24 protein-coding genes and 1 pseudogene are annotated in these 20,175 nt (G+C 73.0%); 8 read left to right on the forward strand and 17 right to left on the reverse strand.

Annotation, left to right across the window (positions count from 1 at the left end):
• Positions 1 to 2 precede the first annotated feature (2 nt).
• The 3 genes from AB0G84_RS18830 to AB0G84_RS18840 all read right to left on the reverse strand — a co-directional run bounded on the left by AB0G84_RS18830 (position 3) and on the right by AB0G84_RS18840 (position 1,796).
• A complete protein-coding gene (locus tag AB0G84_RS18830) occupies positions 3 to 644 on the reverse strand; it encodes a Crp/Fnr family transcriptional regulator (RefSeq protein ID WP_361322038.1) in 642 nt (213 codons plus the stop codon).
• Between the two features lie 64 nt (positions 645 to 708).
• The gene (locus AB0G84_RS18835) at positions 709 to 1,200 is read right to left on the reverse strand and encodes a hypothetical protein (RefSeq protein ID WP_361321528.1); all 492 of its coding nucleotides are present in this window, start codon (positions 1,198 to 1,200) and stop codon (positions 709 to 711) included.
• 338 nt (positions 1,201 to 1,538) lie between these two features.
• Positions 1,539 to 1,796: a hypothetical protein gene (locus AB0G84_RS18840; protein WP_361322064.1), complete on the reverse strand. Its 258-nt coding sequence runs from the start codon at positions 1,794 to 1,796 to the stop codon at positions 1,539 to 1,541.
• Here AB0G84_RS18840 and AB0G84_RS18845 point away from each other — a divergent pair.
• On the forward strand, positions 1,759 to 2,172 hold the full coding sequence (locus tag AB0G84_RS18845) for a transposase (RefSeq protein WP_361321530.1): 414 nt from the start codon (positions 1,759 to 1,761) through the stop codon (positions 2,170 to 2,172). The genes AB0G84_RS18840 and AB0G84_RS18845 overlap by 38 nt on opposite strands.
• A 302-nt stretch (positions 2,173 to 2,474) precedes the next feature.
• On the opposite strand, the gene AB0G84_RS18850 is transcribed toward AB0G84_RS18845, so the two are convergent.
• Complete coding sequence (locus tag AB0G84_RS18850; RefSeq protein WP_361321532.1) at positions 2,475 to 2,999, reverse strand: GNAT family N-acetyltransferase; 525 nt, start codon at positions 2,997 to 2,999, stop codon at positions 2,475 to 2,477.
• The gene (locus AB0G84_RS18855) at positions 2,999 to 3,991 is read right to left on the reverse strand and encodes a hypothetical protein (protein ID WP_361321534.1); all 993 of its coding nucleotides are present in this window, start codon (positions 3,989 to 3,991) and stop codon (positions 2,999 to 3,001) included. Before AB0G84_RS18855 ends, AB0G84_RS18850 begins: the two co-directional genes overlap by 1 nt.
• A gap of 495 nt (positions 3,992 to 4,486) precedes the next feature.
• Between AB0G84_RS18855 and AB0G84_RS18860 the strand changes: the two are divergent.
• Positions 4,487 to 4,905: pseudogene (locus tag AB0G84_RS18860) on the forward strand (ATP-binding protein).
• Positions 4,906 to 4,971: 66 nt separating this feature from the next.
• A complete protein-coding gene (locus AB0G84_RS18865) occupies positions 4,972 to 5,130 on the forward strand; it encodes a hypothetical protein (protein ID WP_361321536.1) in 159 nt (52 codons plus the stop codon).
• Between the two features lie 85 nt (positions 5,131 to 5,215).
• Here AB0G84_RS18865 and AB0G84_RS18870 read toward each other — a convergent pair whose 3' ends face one another.
• From AB0G84_RS18870 to AB0G84_RS18900, 7 genes are all read right to left on the reverse strand, one after another.
• Positions 5,216 to 5,758: an arginine repressor gene (locus AB0G84_RS18870; RefSeq protein ID WP_361321538.1), complete on the reverse strand. Its 543-nt coding sequence runs from the start codon at positions 5,756 to 5,758 to the stop codon at positions 5,216 to 5,218.
• Between the two features lie 8 nt (positions 5,759 to 5,766).
• Positions 5,767 to 7,002, reverse strand: a complete 1,236-nt coding sequence (locus AB0G84_RS18875; RefSeq protein ID WP_361321540.1) for an acetylornithine transaminase — start codon at positions 7,000 to 7,002, stop codon at positions 5,767 to 5,769.
• Positions 6,999 to 7,940 carry an acetylglutamate kinase gene (argB, locus tag AB0G84_RS18880; protein ID WP_361321542.1) on the reverse strand — a complete coding sequence of 314 codons (942 nt, stop codon included), beginning with the start codon at positions 7,938 to 7,940 and terminating at the stop codon, positions 6,999 to 7,001. The genes AB0G84_RS18875 and argB overlap by 4 nt, the downstream gene beginning before the upstream one ends.
• The gene (gene argJ / locus AB0G84_RS18885) at positions 7,937 to 9,115 is read right to left on the reverse strand and encodes a bifunctional glutamate N-acetyltransferase/amino-acid acetyltransferase ArgJ (protein ID WP_361321544.1); all 1,179 of its coding nucleotides are present in this window, start codon (positions 9,113 to 9,115) and stop codon (positions 7,937 to 7,939) included. Before argJ ends, argB begins: the two co-directional genes overlap by 4 nt.
• Positions 9,116 to 9,251: 136 nt before the next feature.
• A complete protein-coding gene (gene argC, locus AB0G84_RS18890) occupies positions 9,252 to 10,280 on the reverse strand; it encodes an N-acetyl-gamma-glutamyl-phosphate reductase (RefSeq protein ID WP_361321546.1) in 1,029 nt (342 codons plus the stop codon).
• Between the two features lie 130 nt (positions 10,281 to 10,410).
• On the reverse strand, positions 10,411 to 10,695 hold the full coding sequence (locus tag AB0G84_RS18895) for a hypothetical protein (protein WP_361321549.1): 285 nt from the start codon (positions 10,693 to 10,695) through the stop codon (positions 10,411 to 10,413).
• 280 nt (positions 10,696 to 10,975) lie between these two features.
• Positions 10,976 to 11,167, reverse strand: a complete 192-nt coding sequence (locus tag AB0G84_RS18900; RefSeq protein WP_361321551.1) for a DUF1059 domain-containing protein — start codon at positions 11,165 to 11,167, stop codon at positions 10,976 to 10,978.
• Positions 11,168 to 11,286: 119 nt separating this feature from the next.
• Between AB0G84_RS18900 and AB0G84_RS18905 the strand changes: the two genes are divergently transcribed.
• The 3 genes from AB0G84_RS18905 (at position 11,287) to AB0G84_RS18915 (ending at position 14,104) form a co-directional block, all read left to right on the forward strand.
• Positions 11,287 to 12,375, forward strand: a complete 1,089-nt coding sequence (locus tag AB0G84_RS18905; RefSeq protein ID WP_361321553.1) for a class I SAM-dependent methyltransferase — start codon at positions 11,287 to 11,289, stop codon at positions 12,373 to 12,375.
• 140 nt (positions 12,376 to 12,515) lie between these two features.
• On the forward strand, positions 12,516 to 13,244 hold the full coding sequence (locus AB0G84_RS18910) for a LuxR C-terminal-related transcriptional regulator (protein WP_361321555.1): 729 nt from the start codon (positions 12,516 to 12,518) through the stop codon (positions 13,242 to 13,244).
• A 404-nt stretch (positions 13,245 to 13,648) separates the two neighbouring features.
• A complete protein-coding gene (locus AB0G84_RS18915; RefSeq protein ID WP_361321557.1) occupies positions 13,649 to 14,104 on the forward strand; it encodes a nuclear transport factor 2 family protein in 456 nt (151 codons plus the stop codon).
• Between the two features lie 28 nt (positions 14,105 to 14,132).
• Here AB0G84_RS18915 and AB0G84_RS18920 read toward each other — a convergent pair whose 3' ends face one another.
• The 5 genes from AB0G84_RS18920 to AB0G84_RS18940 form a co-directional block, all read right to left on the reverse strand.
• Complete coding sequence (locus AB0G84_RS18920) at positions 14,133 to 14,507, reverse strand: DUF4333 domain-containing protein (protein WP_361321559.1); 375 nt, start codon at positions 14,505 to 14,507, stop codon at positions 14,133 to 14,135.
• Positions 14,504 to 15,358: a hypothetical protein gene (locus AB0G84_RS18925; RefSeq protein ID WP_361321561.1), complete on the reverse strand. Its 855-nt coding sequence runs from the start codon at positions 15,356 to 15,358 to the stop codon at positions 14,504 to 14,506. Before AB0G84_RS18925 ends, AB0G84_RS18920 begins: the two co-directional genes overlap by 4 nt.
• A 223-nt stretch (positions 15,359 to 15,581) precedes the next feature.
• Positions 15,582 to 16,151: a histidine phosphatase family protein gene (locus AB0G84_RS18930; protein WP_361321563.1), complete on the reverse strand. Its 570-nt coding sequence runs from the start codon at positions 16,149 to 16,151 to the stop codon at positions 15,582 to 15,584.
• Between the two features lie 327 nt (positions 16,152 to 16,478).
• A complete protein-coding gene (locus AB0G84_RS18935) occupies positions 16,479 to 16,931 on the reverse strand; it encodes a GNAT family N-acetyltransferase (RefSeq protein WP_361321565.1) in 453 nt (150 codons plus the stop codon).
• 249 nt (positions 16,932 to 17,180) lie between these two features.
• Positions 17,181 to 18,665: a PLP-dependent aminotransferase family protein gene (locus AB0G84_RS18940; protein ID WP_361321567.1), complete on the reverse strand. Its 1,485-nt coding sequence runs from the start codon at positions 18,663 to 18,665 to the stop codon at positions 17,181 to 17,183.
• Here AB0G84_RS18940 and AB0G84_RS18945 point away from each other — a divergent pair.
• Both AB0G84_RS18945 and AB0G84_RS18950 read left to right on the forward strand, forming a co-directional pair.
• Positions 18,664 to 19,692, forward strand: a complete 1,029-nt coding sequence (locus AB0G84_RS18945; protein ID WP_361321569.1) for an EamA family transporter — start codon at positions 18,664 to 18,666, stop codon at positions 19,690 to 19,692. The genes AB0G84_RS18940 and AB0G84_RS18945 overlap by 2 nt on opposite strands.
• Positions 19,693 to 19,934: 242 nt before the next feature.
• Complete coding sequence (locus tag AB0G84_RS18950; protein WP_361321571.1) at positions 19,935 to 20,144, forward strand: DUF1918 domain-containing protein; 210 nt, start codon at positions 19,935 to 19,937, stop codon at positions 20,142 to 20,144.
• The last annotated feature ends 31 nt before the right edge of the window (positions 20,145 to 20,175 follow it).

Here is a 20,175-nt window from a genome sequence, read left to right on the forward strand (position 1 = left end):
CGTCACGCCTGCGCACGCGCGTGCGACTGAATCGAACGAATGTCGCGGACGAGGAGCCCGCCGCCGGAGGTGGTCTGGACCCAGTCTTGCTCGCGCCACGGCTTGAGAGCGTTAACCACCGCATTGCGCGAAGCGCCGATCATCTGAGAGAGCTCCGTCTGTGTCAGACGCACGGCGAGATCCGAGGCCGAAGAGGATGCGGCGTCGACCAGTCGCGACAAAGCCGATGCCAGGCGCAACGGCACGGATGCGGTAGCCAGTTCGAGTCGGACGGCTTCCGACTCTCGCACCCGGGCGATGGCGTGGCGCAGCAGGGGCGCCAGCAGGACATGCTCGTCGACGAACGCGAGGAACACCGCGGCCGGAATGATGCGGATGTGACAGGGCTCGGCGGCGATGACCGTGGCAGTACGCGGCTGAGAGTCCAGGACCGCCAGCTCTCCGAGCAGCTCGCCAGCGCCGCGTACGGCGAGAAGTGTCCTTTCTCCGCAGGTTCCAGCCAGGGTGATCAGTGCTGACCCGGATTCCAGCACGATCACGTGTGTCGCTGGATCTCCCTGACGTAGCAGCACACTCCGAGCTGGTCGGATGCGCTGCGGGGCCAACGCTTTCAAGCGAGCCCATAAACCGTCACCGATCACCATGGCGTGCGGCTGATACACGCGTCCCCCCCCCGCTGTGCGGCTCCCACACACTGACGTGATGGTCTCAATTAATCAGAAAGCAGCTCAACAGACATATTCCAGCCATCAATAGAGCTGCCAGGGCAAAATCTACGGCCAGGCGGGCGGCGCGCAGCTTTCTGTCCGCGAGCCAGGTAAGCACCCATAGCCGACGTGCCTCGACATGCCGTTCAAGCTCCCCACTCGCGGTCGCATTCACACCGAACCTGTGGTGTACGAGCGCCTCGGCCATCAGTTCGGCCTGCAGTCCCGACTTTGGAACCGCAGGACGCATTGCGACCAGCGCGACCCCCATCGCGGCCAGTAGCAGCAGGCACATCAGTACTAGAGACAACACCCCGATCAACGGCAGGCTGCCTGCACTCGACAGCACAGCGACTCCAGCAGCCAGCAATCCGCCGGCAACTCCACACAACGCCGTTGCCTTCGTGTCGGCCCGCTGCACCTCGACGAAGGCGCGTTCGGCGTGGCCTTGTAGTCGCTGTATCTCTGCCGGTACAACCAAAGGCTCCTGCATACGCCCGCACCTTCCGCAGCCGTCGCGTGCTTGTCATGGCAGTACCCAGGCTGCTCGCAGCGACGCAGGAGTGTTGCCTACCGCAGGGCACGAGAAGCGCTTGGTCCATCACTCTTCGGCCACCTGAAGACGACGGTCATGGGCGGGGGAATGTCATTGGGTGCCACGCCTGCAGTGATCGCAACGAAGTGCGCTCTCGACAGTGTCTGTGGCCGAGCGGCCGACCACTTCGTGAGGTTGGGGCTGATCGGCCATTACGTGCGTTTGGCGCTCTGGGTCCCAGAAGGCCCGTCCATTGAGCCGAAGCCGGAACGGGGACCGTACTGCCGGGCTATGGCTCAGGCGTCGATGATGACGGGGATGATGAGGGGCTTGCGGCGGTGGACGCGGAACGCCCAGTTCGCCACGGCGCGGGCGAGGAGCTGTTTGAGTTGGCGCGCGTCCCCGCCGCCTTCCTCGACCGCGGTGGCCAGGTCTTCTCGATGACGGGTCGTCGTGGACCAGACACAGCTGTCACTTTGTTGATCACGGTCGGGGACAATCCGGAACGCCTGGGCAGTGAGCCCCTTCGCCGCGCTGAGCGGGGTCAGCCCCATCGAGCGCTTCCCGGGCAGTCGGCAGCACCGCCGACTCAATCGTGGCGGCGACCGGCAGATCAATGCCACCCTGCACCGGATCGTGCTAGCAGGAGATCGATCTGGGTCCGGCAGATCGGGCTTCAAGGGGATCACGTCCGCGGCTAATGCGCGACGGGCCTTGGAGGCGTGCGAGTCAGAGCGGCGTCATCGCTTCTCGAGTTCAGCCGGGCGGAGAGCCCGGACTATCGCCGGCTCCCGGGAGCGAGAGAGGGTGGCTGGCGTCCTTGAGCCTCGTCCCCATCTTGGCCGTGGGGACCGGTTGGGGACCACACAGCCTGCGCGATGCCTAACGGCAGAGGTATCAGGACACGCAAAGTGCCCGGAATTCGTCTGATATATCTAGACAATCTATGTGCCCCACACTCCTGAGGGCCAAGGGGTCGCAGGTTCAAATCCTGTCATCCCGACGGCGCAAAAGGGCTTCGAGCCCAGGTCAGGGCCATTTTCCGCGCGAACGCGGGACCCCCGCCTACTCGCGGGGGTCGGCGCAGCAGTCGGCCGGCAGCTCCGAGGGCCAGCCGGGCTCGGGTAGCCCTTGCGGTCCCCTCACGCCGGAGCACCGCGCGGTGCTCCCCAGGGAAGGGGCCGGCACACAGGCGGGCAAGCGTCTGGCGCAGGTCCGCGGACGCCCCTGGATCACGGGAGCGGCAGCCCCACCAACATCACCGCGAACACCGGAGAGTCCGGGAACGGCTGGTCCTCGCCCACCTTCCGGTACCCCCAGGACTCGTACAGGGCCTGGACCTTCGGGTGCGTCGCGTCCACCAGCAGCGCCGCGAGGTCAGCGTCCCCGGCGCCCATCAGCGCCCGATGCAGGCGCTCGGACGCGCCCGTCTTCCGCCACCGCTCGCGCACCATCAGTTCCGAGAAGTGGAACGTACGGCTTCGTTCCGGTGCGGGGTCCAGATGCGCACGCCACCACTCGCGGCCCGCACGTCCGGGGGCTCCGTACGCGAAGCCCACCACCTCGTCACCGTCGTACGCGATCACACAGGAGAACGCGGGGTGACCGCCCCAGTGGTCGACGAACCAGGGGAACCTCTGGTTGAACTCCTTCTCCATCTCAGCCTTGTAGACGTCGTCGTGCACGTCGAGCAGCGTCTGCCGGATCTCCGGCAGGTCGCTGTGGCTGTAGTGGCGCAACTCCAGGGCAGAGGTCATCAGGACTGGCTCCATTCTGATCGGTAACGGTCCTGCCACTCCCGCGCGGCGTTGCCGTCCGGCGAAAGCGTGATCAAATCACGGTGGAAGTCTCCGAGACGGGAACGCATCCGGCCCGGGAGGGGGCTGCCGTCCATCAGCACGAACACCTTCTCCACAGTGCCGCAGGCCTGGGCGATGTCACGCTGGTGGAGCTGTGCGAGGGCGAGTCGGAGCGTGGCCAGAGCGCGGTTCCGGCGGAAGTGCTGGGGAATTTCCGCCAGAGCACGGTGTGATGCGGCCTCGGCTCCAGCAGCGTCCCCAATGCAGTCCCGGACGATCGCGGTGAGGGCCAGCAGCTCGGCGGGGCCATAGAAGTCCGTCCAAGCTGGCCGGGGGACGCCCTGCGGGGCCTTCGCCAGGGCGTCTTCTGCATATCCCAGTGATCGCAGGGCGCCCCGCCGGTCCTGGATGCGGGACTGCCCGATGGCTGCCCGCGCATGAGCCAGTGAGGCGAACAACGGGTCGCGCCGTGCGACGCGTGTCGCTAGGGCAGCCTGCGCCGCACTCACGGCCTGTGCGTGGTCCTGCTGTTGGCCTGCGGCCATGGCATGCAGATTCCAGACGTCCAGTTCCGCGACGGAGTCCTGCGCCATGCCGGAAAGGTAGAGGGCGCGGTTCAGGTGGCCCATGGCCTGGTGGGCGCTGTGTGCGTCCAGCAACGACCAGGCGGCAGCCGTCGTGTATTCAGCGGCCACGCTGAAGAGACGCTGCCGGATGCGCTGGGACGCCGCCCGCTTCTGGAGTTCCAGGGCTTCTGTGGCACCGGCCAGGGCGGCTCGCTCCAGGGACTCGTGCCCGCCTTTGGTGGCGTCCAGGGCGGCCAGGGCGTCCAGGCCGCTGCGGAGGCGGATCACCTCGGAGGTGCCGACGGCGTACGGCCGGGCTGAGACGAGGGGCACGGCGGCGGCCGTCGCTCCGGTGGCGGCGGCGAGGAAATGCCTGCGACGCACGGGATCCTCCGTCCTATGAGGGCCACATGTACCCGCCGGAGGAGCGAAGCCCAACTCCCCGGCGGTACATCCGAATACTGCCTCCAAGGCTTCCCGCTGCCGAGGGTGCGGCCAGCGGGTCTTTCCGGTCAGCCAATGGCGCACCGTGCGGTCGCTCACGGTGCCCTCCCGGCCGAGGGACCGGAGGTAGTCGTTCACGGCCTCCGCCAACTCCACCTGTGTCAGTCCCGCTTCGCTCAGCGCGTCCGCCAGGCGCCTGTTCGCCTCCACGCCTTCAAGGTAGCGAGGGAGCGGGATCGCCGTGCCGGAGCGGGCGCGAAATTTCCGGTTGCCAGCGCTGCACGGCGACCCGAATTTCCTGACGGGCCGTCACAGCCCGTCGTTCACTGAGTGACAGGCCGCCACCGGAGGGGACAGCACGGCGGCCCGCCGGGTGGCCCGTTCCCGCCCCATCGAGGGCAGGCCGCACCTTCCGCTCACCGACGAGGGGTCCTGATGACCGTGCCCACCGCATCCCGCCCGACCGGACATCCCGGCTACAGCGAGACCCTGCCGCGCGAGCCCGAGAGCGCCGCGACCGCACGGCGCCTGGTGCGCGCAGCGCTGAGCGCTTGGGGCTTGAACGACCTCGCCGAGGAGGGTGCCCTGGTCGTCTCCGAGCTCGTGACCAACGCCGTGCAGCACGCCCGGCGGGAGTCCATCCGAGTGGTCATCGACCGTCCCGGCGCGGCTCTCGTGCGCATCGGCTCGTGGACTTCTCCAAGGCGCGACCGGTGCGCGCAGCACCGGGGGCCGAGGACGAGTGCGGGCGCGGCCTGGCGCTCGTCGAGGATCTGGCGGACGACTGGGGCACCGCGTCGCTCCCCTGGGGGAAGCAGGTGTGGGCGCTCTTGCGAAGAGGGGACGACGGGTGACCCACCGGGGCGCCCGTCCCGTCCACTGTCCCGACCGCCACGCCTTCCCCTCCCGGAGAGATCCAGGTGCGCAGTATCGCCCGAGCCCATCTGTCGCAGTTGATCGAGTTGTTCGGCACAGACGGGTGCCTGCGGATCAACACGGCCCCTGAACTCGACGGGGACGGCCTGGTCCCGGCCGTTGCTCCAGACAGTGAGGAGCCGGAGGACGACGAGCGGACCTGACCGGCCCCCGGGAAGGCGGAGCCCGGTTCGGTGGGCTCCTTGAAAGCCCCCTCCACCGAACCGGGGCTTCGTCTCCTTGACGTCGTCAGTGGTTCTTCTGCGCCAGCCGCAGCAGGTGGTCGGCGAGCGCCTGGCCACCGCCGGGGTCGCGGCTGATCAGCATCAGGGTGTCGTCGCCGGCGATGGTGCCGAGGATGTCGTGGAGCTCGGCCTGGTCGATGGCCGAGGCCAGGAACTGGGCGGCGCCCGGTGGGGTGCGCAGGACGACGAGGTTGGCGGAGGCCTCGGCGGAGATGAGGAGTTCGCCGGCGAGCCGGCGCATCCGCTCCTCCTTGGCCGACTCCCCCAGCGGTGCCCGTGGTTTGCGGTCGCCGCCCTCGCTGGGCACCGCGTAGATCAGCTCACCACCGGTGTTGCGGATCTTCACGGCGCCCAGCTCGTCCAGGTCGCGGGAGAGCGTCGCCTGGGTGACGGACAGGCCGTCGTCGGCGAGCAGCTTGGCGAGCTGGCTCTGGGAGCGGACCGGCAGCCGGTTGAGGATGTCCACGATCCGGCGGTGGCGGGCGGTGCGGGTCTGCGGTACGGCCTGGCTCCCGTTGTGCACCCCGGTGTCCTGCGGCTCGGTCATCTGTCTCGTCAGTCTCCGGATCGTTGTTCCCCGTCGGCCCCTTGGCGGGCCTGGTCCAGGACGGCGGGGAGCCGGTGGAGGAACACCTCCGCCTCCTCGTCAGAGACGATCAGCGGCGGGGCGAGCCGGACGACGTCCGGCGCGACCGCGTTCACCAGGAGACCCGCGTCCTGAGCCGCCTGCTGCACCCGCGGTGCGAGCGGCTCGGTCAAGACGATACCCAGGAGGAGGCCCGCACCGCGGACCTGGCCGACCAATGGGTGCCCCAGGGCCTCGATCCCGGTCCGCAGCCGCTCGCCGACGCGCTTGACGTGGTCCAGCAGGCCGTCCTTCTCGATGGTGTCCAGGACGGCGAGGGCGGCGGCGCAGACGATCGGGTTGCCGCTGAACGTCGAGCCGTGCGAGCCGGGCGTGAGCAGCTCGGCGGCCGGGCCGAAGGCCAGCGTCGCGCCGATCGGCAGCCCGCCGCCGAGGCCCTTGGCGAGGGTGATGACGTCCGCCTCGACGCCCTGCGCCCGGGACTCCAGCCAGTGCCCGGTGCGGCCGATGCCGGTCTGGATCTCGTCGAGGACGAGCAGGGTGCCGGTGGCGGCGGTGATCTCGCGGGCCGCCCGGAGGTAGCCCGGCGGCGGGACCACCACGCCGTTCTCGCCCTGGACGGGCTCCAGGATGACGAAGGCGGTGTCGGTGGTGACGGCCGCGCGGAGCGCCTCGGCGTCCCCGTACGGGACGTAGCTGACGTCGCCCGGGAGCGGGGCGAACGGGGCCTGCTTGGCGGGCTGGCCGGTGAGCGCCAGGGCGCCCATGGTGCGGCCGTGGAAGCCACCGTTCGTGGAGACCATGTGGGTGCGGCCGGTCAGCCGGCCGATCTTGAAGGCGGCCTCGTTCGCCTCGGCGCCGGAGTTGGAGAAGTACACCCGGCCGGGGCGCCCGGCGAGCGCCAGCAGCCGCTCGGCCAGGGTCACAGTGGGCTCGGCGACGAAGAAGTTCGAGACATGGCCGAGGGTGGCGACCTGGTCGGAGACCGCGCGCAGCACCGCCGGGTGGGCGTGGCCCAGGGCGTTGACCGCGATCCCGCCGAGGAAGTCGAGGTACTCGGCGCCGTCGGCGTCCCAGAGCCGGGCGCCCTCACCGCGGACCAGGGGGACGCGGGGGGTGCCGAAGTTGTCCATCATGGCGCCCTGCCAGCGCCGGGTGAGGCCCTCGTTGGTCACTGGGCCCTGGGTGTGCGCGTCCTGGCTCATTCCGCCCCCTCGGTCGCGTCGGTTGCCTCGTCGGTGTCCGGCACGACCATCGTGCCGATGCCCTCGTCGGTGAAGATCTCCAGCAGGATGGAGTGCTGGACCCGCCCGTCGATGACCCGGGCGGTGTGCACCCCGTTGCGCACCGCGTGCAGACAGCCGCGCATCTTGGGGACCATGCCGCTGGCCAGGTCGGGCAGCAGCTTCTCCAGTTCGGAGGCGGTCAGGCGGGAGATCACCTCGTCGCTGTGCGGCCAGTCCTCGTAGAGGCCCTCGACGTCGGTGAGCACCATCAGCGTCTCGGCGTCCAGCGCCGCGGCCAGCGCGGCCGCCGCGGTGTCGGCGTTGACGTTGAAGACGCCGGATCCGCCGCCGGCGGCGTCGTCCTCGTCGCTGCTGCGGGCGATGGAGGAGATCACCGGGATCCGGCCGTCGTCCAGCAGCGCCCGGACCGCCCCCGGGTCGACGGCGGTGATCTCGCCGACCCGGCCGATGTCCACCCGCTCGCCGTCGACGTCGGCGTAGTGCTTGGTGGCGGTCATCAGATGGGCGTCCTCGCCGGTCATGCCGACGGCGAGCGGGCCGTGCTCGTTGAGCAGCCCGACCAGCTCGCGCTGCACCTGGCCGGCGAGCACCATCCGTACGACGTTCATCGCCTCGGGCGAGGTGACCCGCAGGCCGCCCTTGAACTCGGAGGCGAGGCCCAGCAGGTCCAGGTGGGCGCTGATCTGCGGCCCGCCGCCGTGCACCACGACGGGGCGCAGGCCGGCGTGCCGCAGGAAGACGACGTCCTGGGCGAAGGCGCGCTTGAGCTCCTCGTCGACCATGGCGTTGCCGCCGAACTTGATGACGACCGTCTTGCCATGGTGGCGGGTCAGCCAGGGCAACGCCTCGATGAGCGTGCGGGCCTTGGGGAGCGCGGTGTGTTTGCGAGTGGTCATGAGCTGTAGGCGCTGTTCTCGTGGACGTAGTCGGCGGTGAGGTCGTTGGTCCAGATGACCGCGGACTCGGTACCTGCGGCGAGGTCGGCGGTGATCCGTACCTCCCGGTAGCGCATGTCGACCAGCTCGCGGTCCTCGCCGACCGAGCCGTTCTTGCAGACCCAGACGCCGTTGATGGCGACGTTCAGCCGGTCGGGCTCGAAGGCCGCGGCGGTGGTGCCGATGGCGGAGAGCACCCGGCCCCAGTTGGGGTCCTCGCCGTGCAGGGCGCACTTGAGGAGGTTGTTGCGGGCGATGGAGCGGCCGACCTCGACGGCGTCGTCCTCGCTCGCCGCGTTGATCACCTCGATCCGGATGTCCTTGCTGGCGCCCTCGGCGTCGCCGATGAGCTGGCGGGCGAGGTCGTCGCAGACCTCCCGCACCGCGTCGGCGAACTCCGCCTGGTCCGGGGCAACTTCGCTGGCGCCGGAGGCGAGCAGCAGCACCGTGTCGTTGGTGGACATACAGCCGTCGGAGTCGACCCGGTCGAAGGTGGTGCGGGTCGCGGCGCGCAGCGCGGTGTCCAGTTCGGCGGCCGGCACGTCGGCGTCGGTGGTCAGCACCACGAGCATGGTGGCCAGCCCGGGGGCGAGCATGCCCGCGCCCTTGGCCATGCCACCGACCGTCCAGCCGTCCCTGGTGACGACGGCGGTCTTGTGCACGCTGTCGGTGGTCTTGATGGCGATCGCGGCCTTCTCACCACCGTGCGGGCTGAGTTGGGCGACGGCCTTGTCGACGCCGTGCAGCAGGGCGTCCATCGGCAGCGGGATGCCGATCAGCCCCGTCGAGCAGACCGCGACCAGGCCCGCGGCGTGTCCGCCGGTCCGGTCGTGGCCCGCGGCGTTCAGCGACTCCGCGACCTTCTCGGCGGTGGCGTGGGTGTCCTGGAAGCCCTGCGGGCCCGTACAGGCGTTGGCACCACCGGAGTTGAGGACGACGGCGGACAGTTCGCCGTCCTTGAGCACCTGCTCCGACCAGAGCACCGGCGCCGCCTTGACGCGGTTGGAGGTGAAGACGCCGGCGGCGGCCAGGCGCGGCCCGTCGTTCACCACGAGGGCGAGGTCCGGGTTGCCGTTCTCCTTGATCCCGGCGGCGATCCCCGCCGCCGAGAATCCCTTGGCTGCCGTCACACTCACTGCGTCTCCTTGTTCGCTCCGCCGCACCAGCGGCTGCTGTCACCGGCGCCCGCGCGCTGCGGCGCGGCGGGCGTCGTCGTCCGCGACCCGGCGGCCGCCCCTGCTCCCCCGGCTCCCGCCGGGCGCCGCGTCCCGCTCACGGGGCGGTTCCGACCGTGGACAGGCCGGTGGTCTCGTCGAGGCCGAGGGCGAGGTTCATGGACTGCACGGCGCCGCCGGCGGTGCCCTTGGTGAGGTTGTCGATGGCGCTGATCACCACCACCCGGCCGGCCGCCGCGTCGTAGGCGAGCTGGATCTGCGCGGCGTTGGAGCCGTACACGGCGGCGGTGCCGGGCCACTGCCCCTCGGGCAGCAGCTGGACGAACGGCTCATCGGCGAAGGCCTTCTCGTACGCGGCCCGCACCGCGGCGCCGTCCACACCGGGCTTCGCCCGGGCCGAGCAGGTGGCGAGGATGCCGCGCGGCATCGGCGCCAGGGTCGGGGTGAAGGACACCGTGACCGGCTCGCCGGCGGCGGCGCTGAGGTTCTGCACCATCTCGGGGGTGTGCCGGTGCACCCCGCCCACGCCGTACGGGGACATGGAGCCCATCACCTCGGAGCCGAGCAGGTGCGGCTTGGGCGCCTTGCCGGCGCCGGAGGTGCCGGACGCGGCGACGATCACCGCTTCGCTCTCGACCAGCCCGGCGGCGTACGCGGGGAAGAGCGCGAGCGAGACGGCGGTGGGGTAGCAACCGGGCACCGCAATGCGCTTGGACCCCTCCAGCGCGGCGCGGGCACCCGGCAGTTCGGGGAGGCCGTAGGGCCAGGTCCCGGCGTGCTCACTGCCGTAGAACGCCGTCCAGTCCGCCGCGCTCCGGAGCCGGAAGTCGGCGCCCAGGTCGACAACCAGGACGTCCGGGCCGAGCTGCTCGGCGACCGCGGCGGACTGGCCGTGCGGCAACCCGAGGAAGACCACGTCATGGCCGGCCAGCTCCTCGGCGGAGGTCGGCCGGAGCTCCCGGTCGGCGAGCGGGAGCAGGTGCGGCTGCAGCGGCCCCAGGCGCTCGCCCGCGTGGGAGTGGGCGGTCAGGGTGCCGATCTCGACCTCGGGGTGCCCCAGAAGCAGGCGCAGCACCTCACCGCCCGCGTACCCGCTCGCACCGGCCACTGCTGCTCGTACGGTCATGGACCCTCCTCCTTGATGGCATGACTATACGGATCGTTGCAGTTTTATGCAATGACCTTCCCTTAGCCCCTGCGGCGGGTGCGCAGGACCGGGTACCGGGCCGGACGCGCCGGCCGTCTCCGGCGGCCGGCTACCCCTCGGCCAGCACCTCGCCGACCGTGACCTGGGGCGGACGGGGAAGCAGGGGGGCGAGCCGGTCCCGTACGAAGTCCGCCGCCCTCCGGGTCGACTCCTCGGCGCCGGCCAGGTCCCGGAAGATCCCGGTCGCCACCATCACCCCGTCCCCGGCGTCGATCCAGTAGTAGGCCACGAAGCCCGGGACCCCGCGCACGAGCGGTACGAACCCCTCGTTCACCCGGCGTCCGGCCTCGGCCGGGTCGGTGACCCCCTCGTACCGCCGGACCACTGCGTACATGACTGTCCTCCTCGTGGCTCCTCGTTGACTCCTGGTGGCTCCTGGTGACGCCTGGTGACTTCTCGTGGCGGGCTCCTGGTGGCTTCTGGTGGCTCCTCGTGGATCCTGGTGGCGCCTCGTGGAGCGCGAGCGCGGGGCCGGGCGCCGCGCGACGGCCGGGGGCCGGGTCGCGGCGGCCGCAACGGGGCAGCGCGCGTCACGGCGCCGGCCGACGACGTCGGGCGGCGGGCGTCAGACGTCAGACATCAGGCGCCAGGCCTCAGGCGCCAGGCCTCAGGCCTCAGGCGTGCTGCGGCATCTCGTTCTTCAGCGACGACCTGATCTGCTCCCGCAGCTCCGGGCTGTCCGTGTGGCCGTGTACCGCCACCGCGTGCTCACTAGCGGCGCGGACCACTTCCTCCTCCTCGCCGGAGATGACGAGGCTGCACTTCGTCTCGCTCGGGTAGTCCCGGCAGTCCATCTTCTTGCGCATGGTGCACCTCCTCCTCACCCCAGTGTCGGCCCGCGCCCGCCCCTGCGCATACGGCGAATCCCGTATGGCGACGACGCGGCCGGCCTGCTGCACTGGAGGAGGACCAGGAGGTGGAAGCCATGGCCACAGCCGCCGGCGCCCCGCACGGGGCCGCCGTGGACGAGGCCCGGGTGCAGGAGTTCCTGGAGCGGGTGATCACCGACGGCGGTGCGGCGGTCGCCGGCCTGTGCACCTCGCTCGGCGACCGGCTGGGGCTCTACACCGCCATGGCCGGAGCCGGTCCGCTCACCTCCGCCCAACTCGCCGCCCGCACCGGCCTGGTGGAGCGCTATGTGCGCGAGTGGCTCGCCGCCCAGGTGGCCGGGGAGTACCTCACCTACGCACCGGACACCGACACCTACGAGCTGCCCGACGAGCACGCCGCCGTCCTGGCCGACCCGGAGTCCCCGACCTACGCCGCCGGCTTCTTCGGCATACTGCAGGCGGTCTTCGCCACCGAGGACAGCCTGATGGACGCCTTCCGCACCGGCGAGGGCGTCGGCTGGGAGGAGCACAGCCCGGCGCTCTTCGCCGGCACCGCGAAGTTCTTCCGCCCCGGCTACGCGGCCGCGCTCGTCCCGGAGTGGCTGACCGCGCTGGACGGTGTGGTGGAGAAGCTGGAACGGGGCGCGGAGGTCGCGGACGTCGGGTGCGGATACGGCTACTCCACGACGCTGATGGCCCAGGCCTTCCCCCGGTCACACTTCCACGGCTTCGACTTCCACCGCCCGTCCGTCGAGGCGGCCCGCGACCTGGTGACCGAGCAGGGACTCGAGGACCGGGTGAGCTTCGAGGTCGCCACCGCCCAGGACTTCCCCGGCGGGGACTTCGACCTGATCACGTTCTTTGACTGCCTGCACGACATCGGTGACCCGGGCGGTGCGCTGCACCACGCCGAGCAGGCCCTCGCCGACGGCGGCACCTGCATGATCGTGGAGCCGAATGCCTCGGCGAACGCCCAGGAGAACGTCAACCCCGTCGGCCGGGCGCTGACCGCCTCCTCGGTCGCCGTCTGCCTGCCGTCCGCGCTCGCCCAGCACGGTCCGCAGGCCCTGGGGAACCACGCGGGTGAGGAGGCACTGCGGGAGATCGCGGACGACGCCGGACTCCACCACTGGCGGCTCGCCGCCGAGAGCCCCGTCAACCGCGTCTATGCCGTCGGGCGCTGAGCCGCCTGACGCGCCCGGCCGGTCTTCCCCCGGCCGGCCGGGTGTCACCCCGGGCCCGGGCCCCCGCCCCCGCCCACCCCCGCCGTCCCTCGCCCACCGCCCGCGCTTGACTGCCCCCTCCCCCTTCGTACGCTGGGACTATGAGTGCGGCCGGGGAGGCCGGCCTGCGACGCATTCTCGCCGTCGTGGACCTTCTGATCGATGCCGTCGACGAGGAGACCCTTGTTCCGGCGCTGCTTCCGCTGCTGCTGTCCGCCGTGCCCGGCGACAGCATCATCTGGGCGCCCCGTGCCGGCAGCACCGACCGCCCGCTAACGGTGCCCGCAGACCTGCTGAGCCAGGAGGTCCGGGACGCCTTCGCCCGCGAGTCGGTGCACGACTCCCTCGTACGGCACACCACCACCGGCCCCGGCACCCCGATGCGGCGCTCGACGCTGCAGACCCGCAGCGAGTTCCATGCACTGGCCGCCTACACCGAGGTCTACCGGCCGTTCGGCGCCGAGCACCAGCTGGCGATGTCGGTCCCGGCCGGCTGCGCCGGGGGCACCCCGCGCCGGGTCTGCCTGGCCATCAGCCGCAGCGCCGGCGACTTCTCCGACGACGACGTGGCGGCCGCCGCACTGCTGCGCACCCGGCTCAGCCACGCCCTGGGCCGGCTCGCCCCGCCGACTCCCGCCGAGGTCCACGTCACCCGCCGGGAGTCGGCCGTACTCGCCCTGCTGACCAGCGGCCTGACGAACCAACAGATCGCGCACCGGCTGGCGATCAGCCCGCGCACGGTCGACAAGCACCTGGAGCACGCCTACGCCAAGCTCCAGGTGGGAAGCCGGGTGGCGGCGGCCAACGCCTGGCGTTCCCAGGGGAGTTGACGGGCAACGGCGGTGCGGTGGTCGCCACGGGGACGGGCCGGCGGTCCAGGCGGCTCGGCCGGTCGGACGGGTGGTCGGACGGTCGGACGGTCGGGCAGTCGGACGGGCGGGCGGCTGCCTGGACCAGCGGTCCAGGCGACTCCCCGGACTCCCCGGACTTCCCGGACTCCCCGGACTCCCTGGCCCCCCAGGCTCCGCAGACCCCGCCGGGCCCGTGCATGCGGCGCACCGAACCGCCGCAGCCGCCCCGGAAGCGCTGCCGGAGACCTGGATTCGAGCCGGGCGCGCGGGGGCGCCAGGGCGGGATCCGGGGCCGCCGATGAGTTCCGGCGCCCGGCGCAGTCCACCCCTTGACACGGATCTTCCGAGCGCCGCCACGGCGCCGGCCGAGGAGAGGAACGGACATGACCACCACCGACACCGGGCGGACGACGGACGAGCAGCGGATCCGGGAGGTGCTCCAGGACCGGGCGGCGGCGACCCGGGACCGGGACGCCGCGCGCTTCCTCTCGCACTGCGCACCGGACGTCGTGGACTTCAGCCTCGCTCCCCCGCTGCAGTACCGCGGGCCGCAGGTGCTGGACCGCGGCGCCGTGGAGGGCTGGTACGCGACCTGGGACGGACCGATCGAGGTGACACTGACCGAGCTGGAGATCACCGTCGGCGGCGATGCCGCCTTCGCGCACAGCATCGACCGGATGCGCGGCACGAAGACCGACGGCTTCGAGGTGGAGCTGTGGTACCGCTCGACCGTGGGGCTGCGCAGGCTCGACGGCGAGTGGCGGATCACGCACACGCACGGCTCGGTGCCGTTCCTGATGGACGGGTCGGGCCGGGCCGCACTCGACCTCACCCCGTGACTCCGGAGCCCGTCGGCGGGCCCGGGGGTCAGTGCGGGGCGGGGCGCCGGCGGTAGGTCACCTTGTTGTGCTGGACGCGGGTGACCTCGACGGTCAGCCGGCGGTCCCGGCCGGAGGGGAAGTGCGCCGTGCAGCGCACCTCGGCAGCCGGAACCGGCCGGAGGTCGCCGGAGCAGCGCACCACATCGGGCCCGTTGCGGAACGGGAGGGTCAGCTGGCCGCTGAGGGTCCGGGCGATCTCGGTACGCCGCACGGTGTGGGTGCCGTCGTCGACCTCGCTGGTGGCGTCGCGCTGCTCCAGCCTGGCCGCTATCAGGGCGAGCAGCCCGGCGACCATGAGGGCGGTGACCAGGCCGACGGCCAGGGCGACGGTGCGCGGGCGGGGTGGCGGGGACGCGCTCACCGCCGGGGGCCCGAAGCGCCGCGGGCACGCCGACGGTGGGCGAGGACACCGGATCCGGCCGCGCCCAGCAGCAGCGCCGCGCCGAGCGCCGTGGTGGCCGGGCCGCCGCCGGCCGACCCACCGAGTCCGGTACGGGAACCGCCTTGGGGCAGGACCCCGTCGGCGTCGTCCGGGCCGCCGGCCGGGTCGGAGCCGCTCTGTGGGAGGGCCCCGTCGGGGCCGTCCGGCGCGGCGAGGGCCCCGTCCGCGCTGCCCGCGGAGAACTCCCCGTCGTCCGCACCGCCCGAGGAGCCGGCCGGATCCGGGGCGCCCTGGTAGAGCGCGGGGTCGGTGCCTGCCGGGTCCGCACCGTCCGTGGCGCCGCCGGAGACGGTCAGGGTGCCGGTGAGGACCGTGCCGGTCCGCGCCGTCGTGGCCGGACGGCCGGCCGACCCCTCGTACGCCCCCCGGCTCTGCCCGGTGGCCGTTCCTCCGCCGCAGGTGACGGTGACCGCGTAGACGCCGGGCGCGGTGCCCTGCGGCACCACCGCGGTGCCGCCGAGACCGCCACCGGACGGGGACAGCCGCAGTGCGGGGATGTCCGTGCCGCCGAAGCGCGCCCGGGCCGATCCGCCGCCGCAGTGCCCCCCGTCCTGGACGGTGACGGTCGCGCCCGGTGCCACCGTGCCCGGCGTGACGGCCACCGCGGGCGCGCCGTCCGTGGGGGCGGCCGCCCCGGTGGCCGCGTCGGTCACCGCATCGGTCACGGCCCCGGTGGCGGCGTCCGCACCGTTGCCGTCGCCGAGGAGCAGGGCGGAGACCGCGAGGGCTCCGGCGCCCAGCGCGTACAGAGGAATGTGCCGTATGTGCATATCCCGAGAGAACCGCCCGGCCCGGCGGCGCGCACCTCGATGGGGCGCGCCTCCCCGGGCCGGCTCCCGCGAACCACGTCGACCTGCGCGCGGTTCCCGCAGGTCAGAAGGGTGCGCATGCCCCGGACAGCCGAGCGGGCGGAATGGGCTTTCCGGGTGGTGCGCGGTGGGTGGTCCCGCCTTCCGGCCGGCGTCCGGCACCGCTGCCGGGCCGGGCCCGGGCTCAGGCCTCCAGCTGGAGGTCCCAGCTGCCCGAGCGCCGCCTGAGCGTGCTCACCGACAGCGGCCGGACGTCGATGCGCCAGTACGAGTGCGGCGGCGCCTGGAGCGCGTAGACCAGGGCCGCCCGCACCACACCGGGCTCGGCGACCGCGAGCAGACCGTCGGCGTCCTCGACCGGCCGGGTGTCCAGCCAGCCGCCGACGCGGCTGATGAAGGCGAGCAGGGACTCCCCGCCGTGCGGGGCGGAGCGCGGGTCGGCGAGCCAGGTCTCCACCGCGCGCGGTTCCGCGGCGGTCACCTCGCCCAGCGTCCGCCCGCGCCAGCGCCCCATGTCGCAGTCCCGCAGCGCCGGCTGGGCCAACGGCCGCAGCCCGAGCGCCTCCCCGGTCTCCCGGCAGCGCGCGGACGGCGAGCAGTAGCGCAGCTCGGCGGCGGCCAGCCGGCACAGCACGGGGGCGGCCCGCTCGGCCTCGTACCACCCGGCGGCATCGAGCGGGCGGTCGTCGTCGAACCGCGTCTCCAGCAGCGCGGAGCTGCGGCCCGCGGCGAGCAGCTTCAGGCGAACGCTCATTCGCCGATCGTAAGAGCAGTACCGCCCCCGACGGACCGGATTGTGCGCATTCGGATCAGATCTTGATCAAATCCCGCACGGAGCCCGTACGGCGGAAGGCCGGGCCCGGCCGGAATCCCGGTCGACCGAGGCCGGACCGACACGGGCCGAGGCGGACCGAGGCGGACCGAGACGGGCCGAGGCCGGAGCACGGCAGGGGCCACGGTCGGATTCCCACCGCGCGGACGGATCCCCACCGCGCGATCTGATCCCCACCGCGCGGTCGATCGCGCCAGAACCCGGTCGACGCCCGCGCCTGGACCCGGTCGGCCCCGCACCGGAGCCCCGTCAGATCCCGATCGGGCCGGGGTCGACCAGCCCGAGGGTCATCCACTGCTCCGGCGCCACCAGCGGGCGGAAGCCGATCTTCGCGTAGACGCCGTGGGCGTCCTGGGTGGCGAGGGTGAGGCGGTTCAGCCCGCAGGGCGCCATGTGGTCGGCGACGGCCGAGACCAGGGCGGTGCCCAGGCCCTTGCCCCGGTCGTCCCGGCAGACGTAGACATCGCAGAGCCAGGCGAAGGTGGCGTGGTCGGTGACGACCCGGGCGTAGGCCACCTGGCGGCCCGAACCCGCCTCGTACAGGCCGAAGTTGAGCGAGCCCGCGACGGCACGGTCGTGCAGCTCCCGGGGGCGGTCCAGGGCCCAGTAGGCGTCGGTGGACAACCAGTGGTGGACCTGGTCGGCGTCCAGCCGGGCCGGGTCGGTGGAGAGCTGGTAGCCGTCGAGGGCGTGTGCGGTCATGCCGGGAGGTTCGCAGACCGACGGCGCCCACGTCGAACGGCCGTGGGAACCACCGGACGCCGGAACCACCGGACGCCGGAACCACCGGACGCCGGAACCACGGGACGTCGGCACCACGGGGCAGACGGGCAGTGACCGGACAGGCACCGGCCGGACGGGCACCGACTGGACGGACACCGGCCGGACAGGCACCGGCCGGACGGGCACTCGGCCCGACCGGGAGCGGGCGCGCGGCCGTTCGGTCCCCGCTCAGCCCGTCGACACCCCCGCCTGCGCACACGCCGTACGCAGCCTGCGGACGCCCTCGGTGAGCTCCGCGGTGCCGGCCGCCGCGGCGAAGCTCAGCCGCAGGTGCGCCGCCGGCGGCTCGGCGGAGAAGTACGGCCGACCGGCCGCGACCGCGACGCCCGCCCGCAGCGCCGCCCCGGTCAGCGCCGCCTCGTCGGTGCCGTCCGGCAGCCGCACCCACAGGTGGAAGCCGCCCGGCGGCACGATCGGGCCGCTGCCCGGACCGGCCCCGTACCCCCGCTCGACGAGGGCGGGCAGCTGCCCGTGCAGGGCGGCGGCCAACGCGTTCCGACGGGCCGTCAACTCGCCCGCGATCAGCCGTAGATGGCGGGCCCACGCGGGCGAGCCGACGAGCTCCAGGGCGGCCTCCTGGAGCGGCCCGGGCACGAAGAAGGTGTCGACGACCTGGATGGCGCGCAGCCGGTCGAGCACCGGGCCGCGGGCGGCCAGCGCCCCCACCCGCAGGTTGGGCGAGGTGGCCTTGGTGAGCGAGCGGATGTGGACGACCGTGCCGTGGCGGTCTTCCGCCATCAGGGTCGGCGGGGGCGCGGGGGCGTCGGCGTGCACCAGCTGCCGGGCGAAGTCGTCCTCGATGACGAACGCCCCGGCCGCCCGGGCCACCCGGAGCACCTCGCGCCGCCGCTCGGCGGCGAGCACCGCGCCGGTGGGGTTCTGGAACAGCGGCTGGCAGACGAAGAGCCGCGCCCCGGTGGCCCGGAACGCGTCGGCGAGCAGATCGGTACGGACTCCTTCGGCGTCCATCGGGACCGGCACCGGCCGCAGCCCGGAGGCGCGGGCGACCGCGAGCATGCCCGGATAGGTCGGGGACTCCACGAGCACCGGCGCACCGGGGGCGGCCAGCGCGCGCAGCGCGGCGGTCAGCGCGTTCTGGCCGCCCGCGGTGACCAGGACGTCGCTGGCGGCGAGCGCACCGCCGGGGCCGCCGATCTCGCGGGCGAACCAGGCCCGCAGCTCCGTGACGCCCTCGACCGCCGGCCGTCCCCAGGCCCCCGGCCGGCGCCCGGCCCGCGCCAGCGCGGCAGCCAGGGCGCGCTCGGGCTGCAGATCGGCGTGCAGATAGCCGCCGTTGAGCTCGATGACCCCGGGCGCGGGGGTGGCGAGGGTGGCCACCACGCCCGAGGCGTCGACACTGCGCGGCACCTGGTCGCCGGCCGGCTCCGCGCTCAGCGCGATCTCCTGCCAGGAGGTGTCGACCGGACGGGCCGCCTCACTGCGGGGCTCCGCCCGGAAGGCACCGGCGCCGGGCCGGGTGACGACCAGCCCCTCCGCGACGAGCTCGGCGAGCGCTCGGGAGACGGTCACCGGGCTGACGCGGTGCTGCTCCACCAGGGCACGACTCGACGGGAGCTTCTCACCGGAAGAGTAGCGGTCCAGCTCACGACGGAGGATCGCGGCCAGTTCGGCCACACTGCTACGCTCTTGCATGAGAGCCAACGATAGCGCTATCGCGTCCGCCCCGGTAGCGGTCAGCACCCCGGCCGCCGGCAGTCAGGGCACCTCCACCGCCCCAGCACCGATCCCGGCCACGTCCTCAGCCCCGTCCCCGTCCCCAGCCACCAACGGCCCCGCGAGCGCCGCCGGGGCCCGGGGCACCCCGGCCGCCCGTGGGGTCCTGCTCGCCGCCCTCGGTGTCGCCGCCTTCTCGCTCACCTTCCCCGCCACGGCCTGGGCGTTGGAGGGCATGGGGCCGTGGACCGTGGTGATGCTGCGCAGCGTGCTGGCCACCGTGCTGGCCGGCGGCGCCCTCGCGGTCTTCCGGGTACGGGTCCCCGAGCGCCGCCACTGGGCGGGCCTCGCGGTCGTCGCGGGCGGGGTGGTCCTGGGCTTTCCGCTGCTGACCACCCTCGCGCTGGAGACCTCCACCACCTCGCACGCGGCCGTGGTGGTGGGGCTGTTGCCGCTGACCACCGCCGCCTGCTCGGCACTGCGGACCGGCGCACGGCCCTCCCGTACGTTCTGGACCGCCTCGCTGGTCGGCGCCGCCGTCGTGATCGGCTTCGCGGTGCAGCAGAGCGGCGGGGCGCCCTCGCGTGGCGACCTGTTCCTGTTCGCGGCGCTGCTGGTGTGCGCGGCGGGCTACACCGAGGGCGGCCGGCTGGCCCGCCACCTGCCCGGCTGGCAAGTGATCGGCTGGGCGCTGGTGCTGGCGCTCCCGGTGACGGTGGCGGGCGCGGCGGTCGCGCTCTCCGTCGAGCCGCTGCACCTGAACGGGCACGCGGTCGGCGGGCTGCTGTGGCTGGCGTTCGGCTCGCAGTTCCTGGGGCTGGTCGTCTGGTACCGCGGGATGGCCGCCATCGGCGTCTCCAGGGCGAGCCAGCTCCAGCTCGCCCAGCCGCTGCTGACCCTGGTGTGGTCGGTCCTGCTGCTCGGCGAGCGGCTGCCCCCGGCCGCACCCGCCGCGGCGCTGGCGGTCCTGGCCTGCATCGCGGTCACCCAGCGGGCCCGGGGGTGAGCACCGGGCGGGAGCGGCGGGACCGGCGGGACCGGGCCGGACGGCGGGACCGCCGGCGGTGCGGGCCGGTCCGCCCGAGGTGCGCCGCCCGCCTCCGGACGTAAACTTGCCGCGATGGCAGGTACGGCCCGCCGGGCCGCGCCGGGCCCACACACCGTTGGAACCGTAGGCCGTTCAACCGCTCGGCCGCCGCGCAGTCGGCCGTACGGGTCGCATGGCCGCTCGAAGCGGGGAGGACCCTGATGCACGCGACCAAGGGCGACCGGCTGGTGGTGCACGGCAGGACCGTCGGGCATCACGACCGGGTAGTCGAGATCATCGAAGTACTGGGGACGAACGGCGACCCTCCCTACCGCGTCCGCGGTGAGGACGGGCACGAGGCGATCATGTCGCCCGGCCCCGACTCGGTCGTGCGGCACGCCAGGACCGCCGATATCGACCCCGGCCGCTAACACGTCCGCACCGGACCCGTACGCCGGCCGC

Source organism: Streptomyces sp. NPDC020742 (genome assembly GCF_040641675.1).
Taxonomy (GTDB): Bacteria; Actinomycetota; Actinomycetes; order Streptomycetales; family Streptomycetaceae; genus Streptomyces.

Excerpts from the sequence above, each read along its gene's own strand:
- AB0G84_RS18950 (WP_361321571.1), top strand. The coding sequence starts at position 19,935 with ATGCACGCGACCAAGGGCGACCGGCTGGTGGTGCACGGCAGGACCGTC.
- AB0G84_RS18850 (WP_361321532.1), bottom strand. The coding sequence starts at position 2,999 with ATGACCTCTGCCCTGGAGTTGCGCCACTACAGCCACAGCGACCTGCCG.
- AB0G84_RS18870 (WP_361321538.1), bottom strand. The coding sequence starts at position 5,758 with ATGACCGAGCCGCAGGACACCGGGGTGCACAACGGGAGCCAGGCCGTA.
- AB0G84_RS18895 (WP_361321549.1), bottom strand. The coding sequence starts at position 10,695 with ATGTACGCAGTGGTCCGGCGGTACGAGGGGGTCACCGACCCGGCCGAG.
- AB0G84_RS18840 (WP_361322064.1), bottom strand. The coding sequence starts at position 1,796 with ATGGGGCTGACCCCGCTCAGCGCGGCGAAGGGGCTCACTGCCCAGGCG.
- AB0G84_RS18900 (WP_361321551.1), bottom strand. The coding sequence starts at position 11,167 with ATGCGCAAGAAGATGGACTGCCGGGACTACCCGAGCGAGACGAAGTGC.
- AB0G84_RS18830 (WP_361322038.1), bottom strand. The coding sequence starts at position 644 with ATGGTGATCGGTGACGGTTTATGGGCTCGCTTGAAAGCGTTGGCCCCG.
- AB0G84_RS18940 (WP_361321567.1), bottom strand. The coding sequence starts at position 18,665 with ATGCAAGAGCGTAGCAGTGTGGCCGAACTGGCCGCGATCCTCCGTCGT.
- argC (WP_361321546.1), bottom strand. The coding sequence starts at position 10,280 with ATGACCGTACGAGCAGCAGTGGCCGGTGCGAGCGGGTACGCGGGCGGT.
- AB0G84_RS18835 (WP_361321528.1), bottom strand. The coding sequence starts at position 1,200 with ATGCAGGAGCCTTTGGTTGTACCGGCAGAGATACAGCGACTACAAGGC.
- AB0G84_RS18925 (WP_361321561.1), bottom strand. The coding sequence starts at position 15,358 with ATGCACATACGGCACATTCCTCTGTACGCGCTGGGCGCCGGAGCCCTC.
- AB0G84_RS18930 (WP_361321563.1), bottom strand. The coding sequence starts at position 16,151 with ATGAGCGTTCGCCTGAAGCTGCTCGCCGCGGGCCGCAGCTCCGCGCTG.
- AB0G84_RS18915 (WP_361321557.1), top strand. The coding sequence starts at position 13,649 with ATGACCACCACCGACACCGGGCGGACGACGGACGAGCAGCGGATCCGG.
- AB0G84_RS18905 (WP_361321553.1), top strand. The coding sequence starts at position 11,287 with ATGGCCACAGCCGCCGGCGCCCCGCACGGGGCCGCCGTGGACGAGGCC.
- AB0G84_RS18935 (WP_361321565.1), bottom strand. The coding sequence starts at position 16,931 with ATGACCGCACACGCCCTCGACGGCTACCAGCTCTCCACCGACCCGGCC.
- AB0G84_RS18945 (WP_361321569.1), top strand. The coding sequence starts at position 18,664 with ATGAGAGCCAACGATAGCGCTATCGCGTCCGCCCCGGTAGCGGTCAGC.
- AB0G84_RS18875 (WP_361321540.1), bottom strand. The coding sequence starts at position 7,002 with ATGAGCCAGGACGCGCACACCCAGGGCCCAGTGACCAACGAGGGCCTC.
- AB0G84_RS18910 (WP_361321555.1), top strand. The coding sequence starts at position 12,516 with ATGAGTGCGGCCGGGGAGGCCGGCCTGCGACGCATTCTCGCCGTCGTG.
- argB (WP_361321542.1), bottom strand. The coding sequence starts at position 7,940 with ATGACCACTCGCAAACACACCGCGCTCCCCAAGGCCCGCACGCTCATC.